The sequence below is a fragment of the uncultured Photobacterium sp. genome (genome assembly GCF_947502415.1).
Lineage (GTDB): Bacteria > Pseudomonadota > Gammaproteobacteria > Enterobacterales > Vibrionaceae > Photobacterium.
This window is the reverse complement of sequence record NZ_CANMZV010000014.1, coordinates 118,356-136,507: the sequence shown is the minus strand read 5'-3', so window position 1 is coordinate 136,507 and position 18,152 is coordinate 118,356. Positions and strand designations below refer to the sequence as shown.

At 47.7% G+C, this 18,152-nt stretch carries 14 protein-coding genes, 2 tRNA genes and 1 rRNA gene; 7 read left to right on the top strand and 10 right to left on the bottom strand.

What is annotated here, in order from left to right:
- The 7 genes from Q0852_RS15550 to Q0852_RS15520 all read right to left on the bottom strand — a co-directional run.
- Positions 1–68: ribosomal RNA gene (locus tag Q0852_RS15550) — 16S ribosomal RNA — on the bottom strand; the annotation flags it as partial.
- Between the two features lie 633 nt (positions 69–701).
- Positions 702–786 (bottom strand) — tRNA-Leu (locus tag Q0852_RS15545).
- 81 nt (positions 787–867) lie between these two features.
- Positions 868–2,580, bottom strand: coding sequence for an AMP-binding protein (locus tag Q0852_RS15540; protein WP_299019456.1), 1,713 nt, complete (start codon positions 2,578–2,580; stop codon positions 868–870).
- A gap of 28 nt (positions 2,581–2,608) precedes the next feature.
- Complete coding sequence (locus Q0852_RS15535; RefSeq protein WP_299019455.1) at positions 2,609–3,742, bottom strand: Glu/Leu/Phe/Val dehydrogenase; 1,134 nt, start codon at positions 3,740–3,742, stop codon at positions 2,609–2,611.
- Between the two features lie 487 nt (positions 3,743–4,229).
- Positions 4,230–4,314 (bottom strand) — tRNA-Leu (locus Q0852_RS15530).
- A gap of 160 nt (positions 4,315–4,474) precedes the next feature.
- Complete coding sequence (locus Q0852_RS15525) at positions 4,475–4,822, bottom strand: hypothetical protein (protein ID WP_299019454.1); 348 nt, start codon at positions 4,820–4,822, stop codon at positions 4,475–4,477.
- 2 nt (positions 4,823–4,824) lie between these two features.
- A complete protein-coding gene (locus Q0852_RS15520) occupies positions 4,825–5,034 on the bottom strand; it encodes a hypothetical protein (RefSeq protein ID WP_299019453.1) in 210 nt (69 codons plus the stop codon).
- Positions 5,035–5,262: 228 nt separating this feature from the next.
- On the opposite strand from Q0852_RS15520, the gene Q0852_RS15515 reads away from it, so the two are divergent.
- A complete protein-coding gene (locus Q0852_RS15515) occupies positions 5,263–5,757 on the top strand; it encodes an RDD family protein (protein WP_299019452.1) in 495 nt (164 codons plus the stop codon).
- Between the two features lie 46 nt (positions 5,758–5,803).
- On the opposite strand, the gene lptG is transcribed toward Q0852_RS15515, so the two are convergent.
- Together lptG and lptF are read right to left on the bottom strand one after the other, a co-directional pair.
- Positions 5,804–6,874 carry an LPS export ABC transporter permease LptG gene (gene lptG, locus Q0852_RS15510; protein WP_299019451.1) on the bottom strand — a complete coding sequence of 357 codons (1,071 nt, stop codon included), beginning with the start codon at positions 6,872–6,874 and terminating at the stop codon, positions 5,804–5,806.
- On the bottom strand, positions 6,875–7,975 hold the full coding sequence (gene lptF, locus Q0852_RS15505) for an LPS export ABC transporter permease LptF (protein ID WP_299019450.1): 1,101 nt from the start codon (positions 7,973–7,975) through the stop codon (positions 6,875–6,877).
- A 193-nt stretch (positions 7,976–8,168) separates the two neighbouring features.
- Here lptF and pepA point away from each other — a divergent pair, with 193 nt between their 5' ends.
- From pepA to Q0852_RS15490, 3 genes are read left to right on the top strand one after another with little or no spacing between them, the layout of a single operon-like run.
- A complete protein-coding gene (pepA, locus tag Q0852_RS15500; RefSeq protein ID WP_299019449.1) occupies positions 8,169–9,677 on the top strand; it encodes a leucyl aminopeptidase in 1,509 nt (502 codons plus the stop codon).
- A gap of 46 nt (positions 9,678–9,723) precedes the next feature.
- Positions 9,724–10,176: a DNA polymerase III subunit chi gene (locus tag Q0852_RS15495; RefSeq protein ID WP_299019462.1), complete on the top strand. Its 453-nt coding sequence runs from the start codon at positions 9,724–9,726 to the stop codon at positions 10,174–10,176.
- Between the two features lie 27 nt (positions 10,177–10,203).
- The gene (locus Q0852_RS15490; protein ID WP_299019447.1) at positions 10,204–13,062 is read left to right on the top strand and encodes a valine--tRNA ligase; all 2,859 of its coding nucleotides are present in this window, start codon (positions 10,204–10,206) and stop codon (positions 13,060–13,062) included.
- A gap of 101 nt (positions 13,063–13,163) precedes the next feature.
- On the opposite strand, the gene rraB is transcribed toward Q0852_RS15490, so the two are convergent.
- A complete protein-coding gene (gene rraB / locus Q0852_RS15485; protein ID WP_299019446.1) occupies positions 13,164–13,562 on the bottom strand; it encodes a ribonuclease E inhibitor RraB in 399 nt (132 codons plus the stop codon).
- Positions 13,563–14,078: 516 nt separating this feature from the next.
- On the opposite strand from rraB, the gene Q0852_RS15480 reads away from it, so the two are divergent.
- The 3 genes from Q0852_RS15480 to arcA all read left to right on the top strand — a co-directional run bounded on the left by Q0852_RS15480 (position 14,079) and on the right by arcA (position 18,069).
- Positions 14,079–14,342 (top strand): hypothetical protein, encoded by a 264-nt coding sequence (locus Q0852_RS15480; protein ID WP_299019445.1) that lies wholly within the window; start codon positions 14,079–14,081, stop codon positions 14,340–14,342.
- Positions 14,343–14,478: 136 nt separating this feature from the next.
- The gene (locus Q0852_RS15475; protein WP_299019443.1) at positions 14,479–15,924 is read left to right on the top strand and encodes a YfcC family protein; all 1,446 of its coding nucleotides are present in this window, start codon (positions 14,479–14,481) and stop codon (positions 15,922–15,924) included.
- Between the two features lie 924 nt (positions 15,925–16,848).
- The gene (gene arcA / locus Q0852_RS15470) at positions 16,849–18,069 is read left to right on the top strand and encodes an arginine deiminase (RefSeq protein WP_299019441.1); all 1,221 of its coding nucleotides are present in this window, start codon (positions 16,849–16,851) and stop codon (positions 18,067–18,069) included.
- The last annotated feature ends 83 nt before the right edge of the window (positions 18,070–18,152 follow it).

The window sequence follows — 18,152 nt, the reverse complement described above, 5'->3', positions numbered from 1 at the left end:
CGCTCGACTTGCATGTGTTAGGCCTGCCGCCAGCGTTCAATCTGAGCCATGATCAAACTCTTCAATTTAAGATTTTGATTGGCTTAATGAATACTGATAATTATCTATAAAAGATAAGAATTGACTGTGCCGATCTAGCCGAAGCCATTTCGTATTGGTCACTCAGTTCATTGATGCCATATTTGCTTTCACTTCCCCGTTTATTTTCACTTTTTAAAAGTGAAAACAAAAAGGAGTGAAGACAAAAGGTTTGACTAATCATTTTACGAGTGCCCACACAGATTGCATGGTCAAATTGTTAAAGAACAATCCGCTACGTCGTCGGCTTAAGTTGCCGTACTCCGTGTCGGTGAGATGGCATTATAGAGACTTCGATCACGTTAGCAAGGGGCTTTTTGAAATAAATAACTAAAAACACACCAACAGAACAACAAGCAAACAAAACAAGCAAAAGCGTTCATCTTTTGCGCAACACTACAAGTTCGCTATAACCTATTCTCTCTGCAAATAGTTCTAAGAGCTAACAAGAGGTAATATTTTTTGAAACTTCACATACCCAATATAAACCAGTCATGGCACTAATCAGCTCAAAAGATTAAATACGGCGATTAGCATTGCTATAAATAGAAGGGAAAAACAAACGGCAAGAAAGCCCAGATACAACAAAGCCCCAACCGAAGTTGAGGCTTTGCTATGAGATATGGTGCCCGAGGGCGGACTTGAACCGCCACTCCCGAAGGAAACGGATTTTGAATCCGTCGTGTCTACCAATTTCACCACTCGGGCAAGTGCTAGGTATTATACGAATATGAGCTTGATATACAAGACTTTTATTTATCTATTAGCGTGTAAACCACTTCACAATGCTCATTCTGGCTTCTTATTAAGCCTTTCAACCTCTTGCTCTCGCATCCTGAACTTCTGCAACTTTCCTGTCACTGTCATCGGGAAACTGTCAACAAACCGGATATAAACCGGGATCTTGAAATGAGTCAGCTGTCCCTCGCAATAGGTGATAATATCCTTCTCTGTCAGGTTCTCTCCCGGATGGAGCTGGATCCAAGCCGCCACATGTTCACCATAATAAGCATCCGGCACCCCAAACACCGCCACCTGCCGAATTTTAGGATGAGCAAAAAGAAACTCCTCGATCTCCCTCGGGTAGATATTTTCTCCGCCGCGGATAATCATCTCCTTGATCCGACCTGTTATCTTCACATAGCCATCTGCATCCATTATTCCTAAATCTCCAGAATGGAGCCATCCATGATCATCAATAGCGTCCCTAGTCCCTTTCTCATTGCCATAGTAACCTTCCATCAGGTGATACCCACGGAAACAAATTTCGCCCACCTCCCCCAGCGAAACTTTGGCTCCCGTCTGGAGATCGACCACCTTCACTTCCTGATGAGGTAAATTTTTTCCGACCGTTTCAGTTCGTCGCTCTAGGCTATCATCCTGTGAAGTCAGGTGAGTCAGAGGTGACGCTTCCGTCTCGCCGTAACCAATAAGGATCTCCCGGCAATGCATGTCTTCTATCACCCGTAACATCAATGATGGAGGACAAGGTGCACCAGCCATGATGCCAGTGCGCAAGCTACTCATGTCATAGCAAGAAAAATTACAGTGCTCCAGCTCAGCGATAAACATCGTTGGAACACCATGCACAGCAGTACACTTTTCATGGTCAATTGCCTGCAACACAGCCTCCGGCTCAAAATGCTCTGCCGGAATCACAATGCACGCGCCGACAGAAAGACAAAGCAGATTAGCTAACACCATACCAAAGCAATGATAGAAGGGCACAGGCACACATAATCGGTCACGCTCAGTGAAATGCATCGCTTTGGCCGAGAAATACGCGTTATTCAAAATGTTATGGTGAGTTAGTACCACCGCTTTGGGAAAGCCCGTCGTCCCGGAAGTATATTGAATATTGATCGCCTCATCGCAATCGAGGCTGGCTATCACTTCAGATAACTCTTGCTCTGATACTATATTCCCAGCTTTTATTACATCATTCCATATAGCAAATCCTGGTGCTGGGCGATCTGTTTGTATGGGATTCTCCGGTTCAAACACCACCACCGTACGCAAGAACGGTAATTGTCTGTTATTCAAGTTCGATAAGCCTGAACCAGTCTTTAGCTCCGGAAGCAATGAAGTCAACATCGACAAGTAATCACTGTCTCGAAAGGACGGGATCACAAACAGCCCTTGTACAACAGAACACTGCAATGCATAGGCCAGCTCCCGCTGACGATATGCCGGATTAATATTAACTAAGATTATCCCGACATAGGCTGTCGCCATTTGCAACAACAACCACTCCAGATTATCAGTCGACCAGACACCAATTCGTTCGCCTTTTTTAAACCCGGCGCCCAACAGCCCTTTTGCCAATAATCGAACCGCTTCGTCCAGCTCTCGGTAAGTCAGCCGACGTCCCTGAGCAACAGAGACGACAGCCTCCTGTTCGGGGTAACGTGCAACAATACCCGCAAAGTGTTCAGGAATAGTTTGCCCGAGAAGCGGCTCCGTACCGCCGCGGTGAAAATAGCTTTTTCCCGCTTCAACCATTTTGCGTACCTCACCTATTGCCAAACCATCAAAGGAAATGAGGCGCTGTCGAAAACAGCGAATAACGTCGATAGGACATCGCCAGTTTTAAGCGCTCCTTAGCCAAAGCCATTGCGGCTTCTCGGGGTAACATCGGTTGTGCCTTGATGCGCTTAAGTACTTCTTGAGCGTTGCGCCTAACTTTCTCTTCGATAGCAGCAAACGCGGCAGGCTGAGTGGCTCCGTGGTATTCCATCGACGCACAAATCACACCACCAGCATTGGCAATAAAATCAGGAAGACACAGCACACCATGCTGGTGAAGGTAGGCTTCAGCAGCAAGTGTACAGGGAATATTGGCCCCCTGAACCACAGCCTTGGTCTTTAAACGCTGAACATTCCCCTCATGAATCACATCCGGGCGTGCTGCAGGGATCCAAAGTTCACATTCCAAATCAATTAGACCTTCAGCAGGAAGCTCCATCGCATCATTGTATTCAATAACCGACTTGCCCTGCGCCTTTAGCGAGATAAGTTGCTCAACATCAAGGCCATTTTCATTGCTGATAGCTCCTCGTGAGTCTGACACCCCCACGAGCAGGGCTCCCTTTTCAACCAGAAAACGACTTGCATGCTTGCCAACAGCACCAAACCCTTGAACCACAAATCTTGCCCCCTGCATTGAAAAACCACAATGTTCAGCAACAACATCAACGGCATGACTCAATCCCCACCCCGTCGCGCCCAGCTCGTCAAGCGGTATTCCGCCAAGTTCACGAGGCAACCCTACAACCCGGCCAACTTCATCCCGGATCCAAGCCATGCACTCTTCGTCCATCCCCATATCAGGTGCAAAGATATAACTTTCTTCATTTCGCAACCCCTGACAAAAGGCACGGACCAGTGCCTGTTTTTTCTGCTTGGGCATTTTGGGGTCGGCGCATATAACCGCCTTGCCACCACCATGAGGTAGCCCGGCAGCCGCATTTTTGAAGGTCATCGCCCTGGCAAGACGAAAACACTCATCCGTCGTAACATCCGCAGCCATTCTGATACCACCAATTGATGGCCCCATCGCCACATTATCAACAACCAGAACGGCCTTAAGAGAAAGAGAAGGCTCATACAAATGAATCACCTTAAACGGCCCGAATTCATCTGCATATTGAAAGCTTGCATCCATGTTAATACTCGCCAGTGACAATTTACCGTTTATAAAACATAGCTAAATTGGCGTAACTTGGATGTACAAATTAAGGGAAAGGCGAGGCTCAGGCTGGATCGATAACTCTATCGCTTCTACGAAGACACAACTCAGGTTGAAAATAACGAGCCGCTAGGCAATCTTCTTGGTGAATATTGCTAATCAACAATTCAGCGGCAGCCCGAGTTATTTTACTGATAGGAAGCAATACTACACTCCACAAGGAGGCCCCAACCATTTACAAGCAACCTAAATGAATGAAGACATAGCATTACACCACATCAAAACGATTTGCCTTTGATATCAAGTGTGTAGTTCAAGATAAGAGCAAAAAAAAGCACAGCTAAGGCCAAGACTGAACACTAGAGAGCATCAAATCGGCAATAGTTTGCTTTAAAACCACAGAAGAAAATTGAAGGCCAGATACAACAAAGCCCCAGCTTTGGCTGAGGCTTTGTTTTGAATCTGGTGCCCGAGGACGGACTTGAACCGTCACTCCCGAAGGAAACGGATTTTGAATCCGTCGTGTATACCAATTTCACCACTCGGGCAGATGCGGCTCATTATACGGATACCGATTAGGTGCGCAAGCCTTTCTTCTGCTATTTGCCCGTATTTCTGTTTGTCTGGCTTATATTTAACCAACAACTAGCAAAGTAGCCAATTTTCACGCCAACCAACCAATCAATCAATATGCAAAGTTAGCTATAGTTAACTGTAATAGTCTCGCAGCAAACGAAAACTATTCCTCAGCCATAACGTTTTACTCTTAAATGAGTAATGATGACGCCACAGGCCAGAAAACACCCCGTCTCGACGTCGAATATGCAATATCGTTTCAGCCCCAAGATTAACGCATATTTCGGGGCAAACGTCAGTCAGCTGGGTAAGTGATACTTTGGAGCCGACACACCGAGGTAAATGAGACAAGGTGCGCACCGCAACCGCCAAAGTGGTGATGTGTGTCAGGGTAAATACCAACAGCTCGCCCCGAGCAGCCAGGTGAATGGGCAATCCATTCACCTCGATATCCATCTCACCCAGAAGCTGCCATTGCATCACTAGTCCTCCAGGTTACGCCCCCGGATACTGATACTGCCGTTGAACTTCCAGATAGAGTGCTCCGGTTTATCTCCCGCACCACTGGGAACACTGACCTCGACATTATTGAAATCATAAGTCAATTCGGCATGGCGTTCAGTCAGCTTGTCATACAAGGCACCGGCCAAATCAGGCCAGTTAGTGGTGTTTTTCTTTTCTTCTGCCATCATGCTTCTCCTCGTCTCCGCACAGGGGCTTGAAAATAAAGAATAGCTGCTAAATGCTGAACTATCGGCTTTTCCCTGTCTCATTTCCAGCAGCGCGACCATTCACCTTAATTCATGAAGTTGCTACACTGCGCCCAGCTGTTCGCTCTTTGTTGCTGAACTGACCCAGAACGATGAATTTCAGGATGCCGCATTCCGAAGAGCCGACCAATAACTTAACTTGGTGTAGAGATGAAACAGAAAAAACAACAGGACGTTAAACTGGCCAAGCATTATCCGGGGCTATTTCGCCGCCTAGGTGCCTGGCTCTACGACTCTCTGGTCATTGCTGCGGTACTAATGCTTGCAGGTGGTGTCGCTATGGCGATTGCCGCACTGATGCTCCATCTGGGACTGCTGGAACTGGGCAACTATCAAGATGTCAGTGCTTACATGACTCAGCATCCGGTGGTCGGGATACTTTATACCGGCTACCTTGCCCTGGTGATCATTAGCTTCTTTGCTTACTTCTGGTGCAAGGGCGGACAAACCCTGGGGATGCGTGCATGGAAGCTAAGGCTGCAAAACAAAGACGGCTCCAATATCCGCCTGACCCAAGCCCTGATCCGAATGGGGACATCGGCCTTTGGACTAGGTAATCTGATTGCTCCTTTTAGTCAAGAAAAGCAATCTTTCCAGGACATCATGGCCGAATGTGAAATGGTTGTCCTGTCGAAGGTAAACTGAATAAAAAAGAAGGAGCCAATCGGCTCCTTCTTTTTTATAACTTGTTTTACAGCTTACGTCTGAGCAGGTAGAGGGTAATAAACAGAAAGACCAGGCTCGGGCCCATCGCGCCGATGACCGGGTGCAGCCGATAGACGATACTCATTGGCCCGAAGAGCTCATTAGAGATATAAAAAGCAAAACCGAAGATCACTCCGGACAGTACCCTTGCCCCCATGGTTACCGAGCGCAACGGACCAAAAACAAACGACAGTGCCAATAACATCATCACGGCAATCGACACCGGCTGCAGAGCTTTACGCCAGAAAGCCAACTCATAACGAGAAGCATCCTGTTTGGATTCTTTCAGGTATGAGACGTAATCATACACCCCTGACAGTGCTAGCTCTTCCGGCTTCACGGTTACAACTGCCAACTTGTCCGGAGTCAGGGTCGTTTGCCAAGGCAGCGAATCAAATTCACTATTCGTCTGTTTCACAGCAGAAATATCCGTGACAGTTACTCCTTCCAGCAACCAACCGTCCTTCTCACTATACTCAGCCGACTTGGCAAAAATAGTCTGAATCAGCTTATCTTTCTCATCAAACTGCCACACATTGACCGCATCCAAATGGCTCTGCTCATGCACCCGGCCAATATAGATAAAGTCGTTACCATCCTTTGCCCAGACCCCGCGTTGCACCGACAGCATGCTCCCGCCGGATGTCCACAATGCCCGCAGCTCACGCGCCGCCTTCTGCGCTTCCGGCGCGCCCCACTGGCCAAGCAGCATAACAATCAGCATCAGTGGTACCGCAGTTTTCAGCACTGACAAGCCGATATCAAGCTTAGAAAAACCCGCGGCCTGCATCACCACCAACTCGGAGCTTGAGGCCAGCGTACCAAGGCCAATCAGTGCCCCCAGCAATACCGCCATCGGGAAAAACATCTCAATATCACGCGGCACACTCAATAACACATAAGCCAGCGCCTTCCAGAGATCATAAGTGCCCTGGCCCACCTTACGCAGCTGTTCTACATATTTGATGATGGCCGACAGCCCCACCAGCGTCGACAAGGTCAGTGCCGTTGTCGCAATAATCGTTCGGCCAATGTACCAGTCAAGAATCTTAAACATTTAGCCGCGTCTCCGTAATTTTTCTCTCAGCACCCGAACCGGCAAGGTATCCCAGGTATTTAACCCCACTGCGATGAGGAAAATCACCGCATTGATCGCCCACAAACCAATAAATGAAGGCAAATTCCCATCTTCAATCGCAGATTTTCCTGCACTGATAGACAAAAAGTAAGCCAGATAAATCAGTACTGCCGGGAATAGTTTGGCAAATCGCCCCTGACGCGGGTTAACCGCTGACAGCGGTACCACCACCATGGTTAGTAATGGAATACATAAAAATAACGAAACCCGCCACTGGAACTCGGCCTTTGCTGCCAGCTCCGGACGCTTCATCAAGTCAAGTGTCGGCAAGGCATCCCAATCACGACGTTTTTCACGTACAGCACGCTGGCCGATCAGAGCCTGGTAGGCTTTAAACTCAGTAATGGAATAATCCAAACGAGTCGGGAAACCTTCATAGCGGGTACCATTTTTTAAATCCAGTACCTGGCGGCCATCATCAAGCTCACTGACATAACCGCGATCCGACACCATCACACTCGGACGCAGGGCGTCACGGGCCGTAACCTGAGCCACGAAAACGTTATGCAGACGAGAGCCACTCTCGGTAATGTCATTAACAAACACCACGCCTTTACCGTCCGGCGCTGCCTGGAACTGGCCCTTCACCAGCAATTCCAGTCCGGAGTCAGCCTCAACCTGCTCCATCACCCGGGTTTCCTGCTCCACACTCCACGGCGAAAGCCACAGCGAATTGAACGCAGCAAAAGAACCTGTGATCACGGCCAGCCATAGTGCCGCTTGGATCAAGAACTTATTACCGATTCCGGTTGCATTCATCACGGTGATTTCACTTTCGGCATACAAACGCCCGAAAGTTAACAAAATCCCGATGTAAAGACTCAGTGGCAACATCAATAATGCCATTGACGGCATGTACAGCCCCATCAAGGTCAAGATCAAATCACTAGGGATCGAACCCTCGGTGGCAGAAGCCAGAATACGGATGAATTTCTGGCTGATAAAGACAAGAAACAGCACAAAAAGCACTGCAAATTGGCTCTTTAATGTCTCACGCGTCAAATACCGAACAATAATCACGCTTTAAATACCCATAGAAAACTTGTTTTTTTGCTGGAATCACTATAATTTTTCGGTTAATCAGTTATTTTTTAATCTTTCGGCTAATTGTTAACCTGCACTTTGATCCTATACCGAAACTGCGGTCCAGCAAGTAAGTGCGGTATTATCCAACATTTAGCTTTAATTGTCTTTATAGGATGTAGGAGTACGCATGGAGTTCAGTGTAAAAAGTGGTAGCCCCGAGAAACAGCGCAGTGCCTGTATTGTCGTTGGCGTCTTCGAACCACGTCGCCTCTCTCCAATTGCCGAGCAACTCGACAAGATCAGCGATGGCTATATCAGTTCCTTGCTGCGCCGTGGCGATTTAGAAGGCAAGCCGGGCCAAATGCTGCTGCTTCACCATGTACCAAACGTATTATCAGAGCGTGTATTACTGGTTGGTTGTGGTAAAGAACGTGAGCTGGATGAGCGCCAGTACAAGCAAATCATCAAGAAGACCATCAGCACCCTTAACGAAACAGGTTCGATGGAAGCGGTTTGCTTCCTGACAGAGCTGCACGTTAAGGGCCGAGATACCTACTGGAAAGTACGCCAGGCCGTCGAAACCACCAAAGACAGCCTGTATACCTTTAACCAGTTCAAGAGCAACAAACCGGAAACCCGCCGCCCGCTGCGTAAACTGGTATTCAATGTACCAACACGCCGTGAATTATCTCTGGGCGAGCGTGCTATCACTCATGGCCTTGCTGTTGCTTCTGGAGTCAAAGCGGGTAAAGACTTGGGGAACATGCCGCCAAACGTAGCAAACCCAGCTTATTTGGCCTCTCAGGCCCGCCGTCTGGCAGATGATTTCGATACAGTAAGTACAAAAATCATCGGCGAACAGGAAATGAAAGAGCTGGGTATGACATCTTACCTAGCCGTCGGCCAGGGCTCGAAAAACGAAGCCATGATGTCGGTAATCGAATACAAGGGTAACCCGGACCCGGAAGCTAAGCCTATTGTTCTGGTCGGTAAAGGCCTGACATTTGATTCTGGCGGTATCTCTATCAAGCCATCAGCCCAGATGGATGAAATGAAATACGACATGTGTGGCGCAGCGACAGTTTTCGGTGCAATGAAGTCACTGGCAAAACTGAACCTACCGATCAATGTCGTCGGTATTCTGGCTGGCTGTGAAAACATGCCCGGCGGCGGTGCATACCGTCCGGGCGACATCCTGACTACCATGTCAGGTCAGACTGTTGAAGTACTGAATACTGATGCGGAAGGCCGCCTGGTGCTATGTGATGCGCTGACTTATGTTGAACGCTTCGAGCCTGAATGCGTGGTCGATGTGGCGACCCTGACCGGTGCCTGTGTGGTTGCTCTGGGTAATCACATCAGCGGCTTGATTGCCAACCACAACCCGCTGGCTCACGAGCTGATCAACGCATCAGAACAAGCTGGCGACCGCGCATGGCGCCTGCCGATGTCTGATGAGTACCAAGAGCAGTTGAACAGCCCGTTCGCCGACCTTGCCAACCTGGGTACACCAGGAGCCGGCACCATTACCGCAGGCTGCTTCCTGTCTCGTTTTGCCAAGAAATACAACTGGGCACACCTGGACATTGCCGGCACAGCATGGGTCGGAGGCAAGGCGAAAGGTGCGACAGGCCGCCCTGTCCCGCTATTAGTCCAATTCTTGCTAAACCGAGCTGGCCTAGAGAACGTCGAATAAGACAAAGGGGGGCCAGATGGCCCCCTTCCTATATAGAGTAAACCTGATGACTCATGCTACTTTTTATATTATCGATGAGAAGCACATTGAAGCCGATAGCGACTATCAGATTCATTTTGCCTGTTATCAAGCAGCACTGAGTTACAGGCAAGGCCACAAAGTGTACTTACTGGCTGAGAGCAAAATTCAGGCAGAACAAATAGATGAATACCTTTGGCAGCAAGAACCCGATAACTTTGTGCCACACAATCTCATTGGCGAAGGCCCTCGCGGGGGCGCACCGGTCGAGATTGGCTGGCCAGGGTTACGACACAGCGGCCACCGAGGGGTATTGATAAATTTGAGCCAAGAAGCACCAAATTTTGCCGTAACCTTCTCACAAGTGGTAGACTTCGTTCCTTGCGACGAAAACCTCAAGCAGCTGGCTCGTGAGCGCTACAAGGCTTATCGCCTTGCTGGCATTCAATTGCAAACCGCCGCTGCCCCTGAGACGCCCTAATTCCACATAGATCCTTCTAAGAGCGCTATGGAAAAGACATACAACCCACAATCAATTGAGCAAGCGCTGTATCAGCGCTGGGAAGAGGCAGGTTACTTCAAGCCTCACGGTGACACATCTAAAGATGCTTACAGCATCATGATCCCACCGCCAAACGTCACTGGTAGCCTGCACATGGGCCACGCGTTCCAGGATACCATCATGGATACCCTGATCCGCTGTGAGCGAATGAAAGGCAAAAACACCCTATGGCAAGTCGGTACCGACCACGCAGGTATCGCAACCCAAATGGTTGTGGAACGTAAGATTGCAGCAGAAGAAGGCAAAACCAAGCACGACTACGGCCGTGATGCCTTCATCGACAAAATCTGGGAATGGAAAGGCGAATCTGGTGGCACTATCACTAAACAGCTTCGTCGCCTTGGTGCATCAGTAGACTGGGATCGTGAGCGCTTCACGATGGATGACGGCCTATCTAATGCAGTTCAAGAAGTCTTTGTTCGTCTTTACGAAGAAGATCTAATCTACCGTGGCAAGCGCCTGGTTAACTGGGATCCGAAACTGCACACTGCAATCTCTGATCTGGAAGTTGAAAACAAAGACAAAAAAGGCCACATGTGGCATTTCCGCTATCCGCTGGCGGATGGTGTGAAAACCGCAGAAGGCAAAGATTACATCGTTGTAGCAACCACTCGTCCAGAAACCATGCTGGGTGATACCGGTGTTGCAGTGAACCCAGAAGATCCACGTTATAAAGATCTGATTGGCAAAGAAATCCTGCTTCCAATCGTTGACCGTCGCATCCCAATTGTGGGCGATGAGCACGCCGATATGGAAAAAGGTACTGGTTGTGTGAAAATCACGCCTGCCCACGACTTCAACGACTACGAAGTTGGTAAGCGTCACAGCCTGCCAATGATCAACATCCTGACCTTCAATGCAGACATTCGTGATGCAGCTGAAGTTTTCACCACCAACGGTGAATCAAGCGATGTATACGGCACTGAGCTTCCAGCTAAATATCACGGCATGGAGCGTTTCGCTGCACGTAAGGCAATCGTTGCTGAATTTGATGAACTTGGCCTGCTTGAAGAAATCAAAGATCACGACCTGACCGTACCTTACGGTGACCGTGGTGGCGTTGTTATCGAGCCAATGCTGACTGACCAGTGGTACGTACGTACCGCGCCGCTTGCAGAACCAGCCGTTAAAGCGGTTGAGAATGGTGATATCAAATTTGTACCAAAGCAGTACGAAAACATGTACTTTGCTTGGATGCGTGATGTTCAAGACTGGTGTATCTCTCGTCAGCTATGGTGGGGCCACCGTATCCCGGCTTGGTATGACAACGACGGTAACGTCTATGTTGGCCGTACTGAAGAAGAAGTCCGTGCAAACAATAACCTGGCACCAGTAGTTGTTCTTCGCCAGGACGATGACGTTCTGGATACCTGGTTCTCATCGGCACTGTGGACATTCGGCACACAAGGCTGGCCTGAAGATACCGAAGCACTGAAAGCCTTCCACCCTTCAGATGTATTGGTATCAGGTTTTGACATCATCTTCTTCTGGGTTGCCCGCATGATCATGATGACCATGCACTTCTGTAAAGATGAAAGCGGCAAGCCACAAGTACCATTCAAAACTGTTTATATGACCGGACTTATCCGTGATGAGAACGGCGATAAAATGTCGAAATCTAAGGGTAACGTTATTGACCCTATCGACATGATTGACGGTATTGGCCTAGAAGAGCTAGTAGAGAAGCGTTGTGGCAACATGATGCAGCCTCAGCTGGCAGCGAAAATCGAAAAGCAGACTCGCAAAACTTTCGAAAACGGTATCGAAGCCTACGGTACAGATGCTCTGCGCTTTACCCTGGCAGCAATGGCATCTACCGGCCGTGACATCAACTGGGACATGAAGCGCCTGGAAGGTTACCGTAACTTCTGTAACAAGCTATGGAACGCAAGCCGTTACGTACTGATGAACACAGAAGAGCAAGACTGCGGTATGAACGGCGGCGAGATGGAATTCTCACAGGCTGACAAGTGGATCGAATCTCAGTTCGAGCTGGCAGCCAAAGAGTTCAATGCCCATATCGAAAACTTCCGTCTGGATATGGCAGCGAACACTATCTATGAGTTCATCTGGAACCAGTTCTGTGACTGGTATCTGGAACTGACCAAGCCTGTTCTTTGGAAAGGTACTGAAGCGCAGCAGCGTGCGACTCGTCATACACTAATCACCGTGCTTGAGAAAACCCTGCGTCTGGCTCACCCAGTGATCCCATACATCACCGAAACTATCTGGCAGAGCGTGAAGCCGCTGGTTAATGACGTAGATGGTGACACTATCATGCTACAGTCGCTGCCACAGTTCGATGAAGCGAACTTCGATGAAGCTGTAATTGCTGATATCGAGTGGGTAAAAGCGTTCATCACTAGCATCCGTAACCTGCGTGCCGAATACGACATCGCACCAAGCAAGCCGCTTGACGTGATGATGAAAGCGGCAGATGAGAAAGATGCTGCTCGCCTTGAAGCAAACCGTACGGTTCTGATGTCACTGGCTAAGCTGGAAGGTATCAAAGTACTGGCTGACGGTGAAGAAACGCCAGCGTGTGCCACAGCACTGGTTGGCAAATCTGAACTGATGATCCCAATGGCCGGTCTTATCGACAAAGATGCCGAACTTGCTCGTCTGGCGGGTGAAGTGAAGAAGACCCAAGGTGAAATCAAGCGTATCGAAGGCAAGCTAGGTAACGAAGGTTTTGTTGCAAAAGCACCTGAAGCCGTTGTTGCTAAAGAACGTGAAAAGCTTGAAGGCTACAAAGAAACTCTTGTTAAGCTAGAAGAGCAGCAAGCGACTATCGCAGCACTGTAAGATCCAGCCCTTAACGTACTAAACAAAAGCCGACGAAAAACGTCGGCTTTTTTGTATTTGTAAGAACCTGTTATCAAACCTTATCAAACCGATACTCAGGCTTATTCTTCGTCTTCTAACTCTTCTTCGTCGTCTTCGCCCGACTCAAAGTAAGTGCCCCAGCCGTCGTAATCAATATTGTGCTTTTCAGCCAGCTTGATCATCTTCTCAGCCTGCTCATCAATCAACTCAACCTTAAGAGCAGATTCCATGACAGCATCAAAACACACAACCTTGCCGCCACCGTCTTCCGGAGCAAGCTCCAGCTCTTCAGCTTCCTGCACTTCAAAGCCCATTTTGAAGGCCTCTACCGCTGCACCTTCCAGTTCTTCAAACGTATCCGCAGAGAAGTGGTGCTCAATGGTATAAAGGGCTTCAGGTTCGCTGCCATCTTCCAGCAATGCTGCAATAATATCGCGGGTTTCTTCCTTCTGCTCTTCAATCAGTTCTGCATAAGACATGGGGTAACTCCACCTATGGAATAAATTTTCCCGCAAATATCGCACGGATTGGGGACAATTACCATGCTGCAAATAAAAATTGACGTGAATCAAACTTAGGTTCAATTTCACTCGCCAAAAGGCAGCAAATAAAACTGCATAATATTCCCAATTATGCGAACAGACTGAATGAAACCGATTGCGAGTTTAATACAGAAAAACGCATAACAAAACAGCCCCACCTGGCCAACAAACTGCTTTACCGCCATTATTTGTGGCATTGAAAAGACAGCCTTTAAAAGGCCATGCATAAAGCCCTATCTCGGCTGCAATATGTATTAGCATATTCATCCATTAATTGATGAAAAATACCCTCACAGGCCAATTCGGTGAATTTTTTACTGCATAATCGCCCCCCAAAAGTGTGAACAAAACCAAAGTCAAAACCCGCAGGGCAGCATAAAATCCACATGCAAAACAAGAATAGACTCGCGGCAAAGACTGCTGAGCTTTTATATTTTTTCGAGAGATACGATCATGAGTAAGTTCTACCCCAGCAAAGAGCCAGGACGCCGACGGCGCACCTCGGCACGCCGCCTTAGAGGAGCTCTCACTTATCAGACCTGTTCCAACGGTGATACAAGCCAGAGCGAAGTATTGGCCGCGTATCACCGTCATAGGTCGGATAATGAAGGTTTCTGCCGAGCATCTGACCCACATCATCCTTTAGCGACAATGTCCTGCCTGAGCACATCACAAGGCATGGATAAGCAAGGCGCACTTAGCAACAGTTATCGCTAATTAGCTAACGCAAACATCGCTGATATTACTTCCACTGAACAAGCTGTTCAGGGAGCACCGTCATGCCAAATAACGCATTTGGCACACAGAAATACCCCTTTGTACTGGCAACAGTCATAAAGGCAAGGAGAGAACAATGACGACGCAAACCGTAAACAAAGAAGAAAAAGGTGGCTTCTTTGCCAACTTCAAATTCCCTTCCGCTTACACCATTCTATTTGCACTGATTGCCGTTGTGGCACTGCTAACCTGGATTGTTCCGGCTGGTCAGTATGACCGTGTCATGAACGAAGATCTTGGTAAAGAAGTTCCTGTAACCGGTACTTATCATGCCGTAGAAAACAACCCGCAAGGCGTGGTTGACGTGCTGTTAGCACCGATTGACGGCTTCTACGATCACAACACTTATGAAGCGGCGGCAATCGACGTCTCCCTGTTCATTCTGGTGATCGGTGGCTTCCTTGGCCTGGTAACTAAAACCGGGGCAATCGATGCGGGTATCGAAAGGGTAACAGCTCGCCTGAAAGGCAAAGAAGAGCTGATGATTCCGATTCTGATGGCACTCTTTGCTGCCGGCGGTACTATCTACGGCATGGCTGAGGAATCTCTACCATTCTACACCTTACTAGTACCAGTAATGATGGCAGCACGCTTTGACCCAGTCGTAGCTGCAGCAACCGTACTGCTAGGTGCTGGTATTGGTACTCTTGGCTCTACCATCAACCCATTTGCAACGGTTATCGCAGCGAACGCCGCAGGTATCCCATTCACTGACGGCATCATGCTTCGTGTAGCAATGCTGGCCATGGGCTGGGTGATCTGCGTGGGCTATGTCATGCGCTATGCGAAAATGGTGCGTGCAGACAAGAGCAAGTCTATCGTTTTCGACAAGTATGAAGAAAACAAAGCGCACTTCCTGGGTAACCAAACTGGCGAACTTCTAGAGTTCACTACAACCCGTAAAATTATCCTGGCAATCTTTGCAATTTCATTCGGTATTATGATTTACGGTGTGTCAGTTGCAGGTTGGTGGATGGCTGAAATCTCAGCGATGTTCCTGGCTTCAACTATCATCATCGGCCTAATTGCCCGCATGAGCGAAGAAGAGTTCACTTCTAGCTTCATCGACGGTGCGCGTGACCTACTAGGTGTAGCCCTGATCATCGGTATTGCCCGTGGTATCGTGGTAATTATGGACCGCGGTATGATCACCGATACCATCCTAAACTCTGCAGAGCACGCAGTAACAGGCCTGTCTTCTATCGTGTTCATCAACGTGATGTACTGGTTGGAAATTCTACTATCATTCCTAGTACCTTCATCTTCAGGCTTGGCTGTACTGACAATGCCTATCATGGCACCACTAGCCGACTTTGCTGGCGTAGGCCGTGACCTGGTAGTAACGGCATACCAGTCTGCTTCAGGTATCGTGAACTTGATGACACCAACTTCCGCGGTTGTTATGGGTGGCTTGGCTATCGCACGAGTTCCATACGTTCGCTGGGTGAAGTGGGTAGCTCCTCTACTAGGTATTCTGACTGTCCTAATCATGGTAATGCTAAGTATTGGTGCAATGATTTAATTGCAAACAGCTTAGATACCCTTCTAAAAACCGCCTTCGGGCGGTTTTTTTTACTCCTGACATAGAACTACACAAGATGACCGCAAATAAAAGGTACAGTAGGGAATCAACAAAGCCCACTTAACGCACCTCCCCTCTTTTAATACGCTGACAACGCCATTATCAGGGGTATATATTCGGGGCTGAACATCAAAAAAAATAACATAAAAACAATTCCTCATTCCCATCAAAAACCATAACCCACTAACAACGTCCATATTCAAAGCGAAATATTCCAACTTAACGAAATAGCGTTGTTATAAATTTAAAATAAGGGTTAACTATAAATGCACACCTAATATATTCGCTCAATTATCAAGTTTGAAAATAACAACACTCCTATTTTCAGGAAATAAACCACCTCCACTCACCATTAACCCAATCATAAAAACAAGAATAAAAGCTCTAAAGCCTTACTGTATAAAAACTACAAAACCGACACTCATCAAATTAAAAGGAAAAATATTTGTTACCAGACAAGTAACAAATAGCATTTATTTAAATAGACAAACGAATAAACTGCATAAGATCGGTGTATTTACAATTATCACGTCAGAAAAAAAATGCATAAACTTCCCACTAGAAACACAAAAGCGATTAAAAACAGCAAGATAACCAACAAAAAAGCATGCATAAATCATAATTACCACATAAAAACCCACCTCTGAAAACTAGCTACAAATGCATGAATAATGTTAATAAAAACGGTGACTTAGGTTGGCTAATTAATAACTGAAGTGTGACAAATGTCTAAGACTCTAATTAACGAAAGAGTAGAATCAATTACAGAAACGACGCGAAGGATTAATATTTAAATTAATACCTCCGAAAAAAAACAAATTAAGCCCGCGATTTTACGCTGGCATAAAATAGAGAGATACGATTATGAGTAAGTTCTATGTAGGTTCTGAAGTAGGTCAATTACGTCGCGTACTTCTTCATCGTCCTGAGCGTGCATTAACTCACCTAACACCTTCTAACTGCCACGAGCTACTGTTTGATGATGTACTATCAGTTGAACGTGCAGGTGAAGAGCATGATGTCTTTGCTAATACTCTTCGTGAGCAAGGTGTAGAAGTATTCCTTCTACGTGACATGCTAGCTGAAACTCTAGCAGTACCAGAAGCGAAAGAATGGCTACTAGGTACTCAAGTTTCTGATTACCGCTTCGGTCCAGCTTTTGCTAACGATGTACGCTGCTTCCTAGCAGACCTACCAAACCAAGAGCTAGCTTCTGTCCTACTTGGCGGCCTAAGCTACGCAGAACTGCCAATTAAGTCATCTTCAATGATGCAGGGCATGCATGCTCCAACAGATTTCATTATTGAACCACTGCCAAACCACCTATTCACCCGCGATACTTCTTGCTGGGTATACGGCGGCGTTTCAATCAACCCAATGGCGAAACCTGCACGTCAGCGTGAAACAAACCATGTTCGTGCTATCTACCGCTGGCACCCAACCTTCGCAGGCCAGGACTTCATTAAGTACTTCGGCGACGAAGAGAAAATCTACGACAACTCAACCATCGAAGGCGGTGACGTACTAGTTATCGGTAAAGGCTCTGTGCTAATCGGTATGTCTGAGCGTACAACTCCACAAGGTGTTGAACAGCTAGCATCTAGCCTATTCAAGCACGGTGAAGCGAAGCAAGTTATCGCAATGGAACTTCCTAAGCACCGCTCTTGCATGCACCTAGACACAGTAATGACTCACATGCGTGAAGATACCTTCTCTGTTTACCCAGAAGTTATCCGTAAAGATGTGAAGTGCTGGAGCCTAACAGGCGACGAGTCTGGCGCTGTGAACGTGAAAGAAGAAGGCTACTTCGTAACGGCAATCGAGAAAGCACTTGGCGTTGATAAGCTAAACCTTATCACTACTGGCGGCGACAGCTTCGAAGCAGAGCGTGAACAGTGGAACGATGCGAACAACGTATTGACCGTGAAACCAGGTGTGGTTGTAGGTTACGAGCGTAACGTTTACACCAACGAGAAATACGACAAAGCTGGCATCACAGTTCTTCCAATCCCAGGTGATGAACTAGGCCGTGGTCGCGGTGGTGCACGCTGCATGAGCTGCCCAATCGAGCGTGACGGCATCTAATCCTCCGGGAACCCAAGCGAAAAGCTAAGTAAAACAATATGGCCGGTATCCAAGAATACCGGCCAACAGAAAAACCAAGAGAG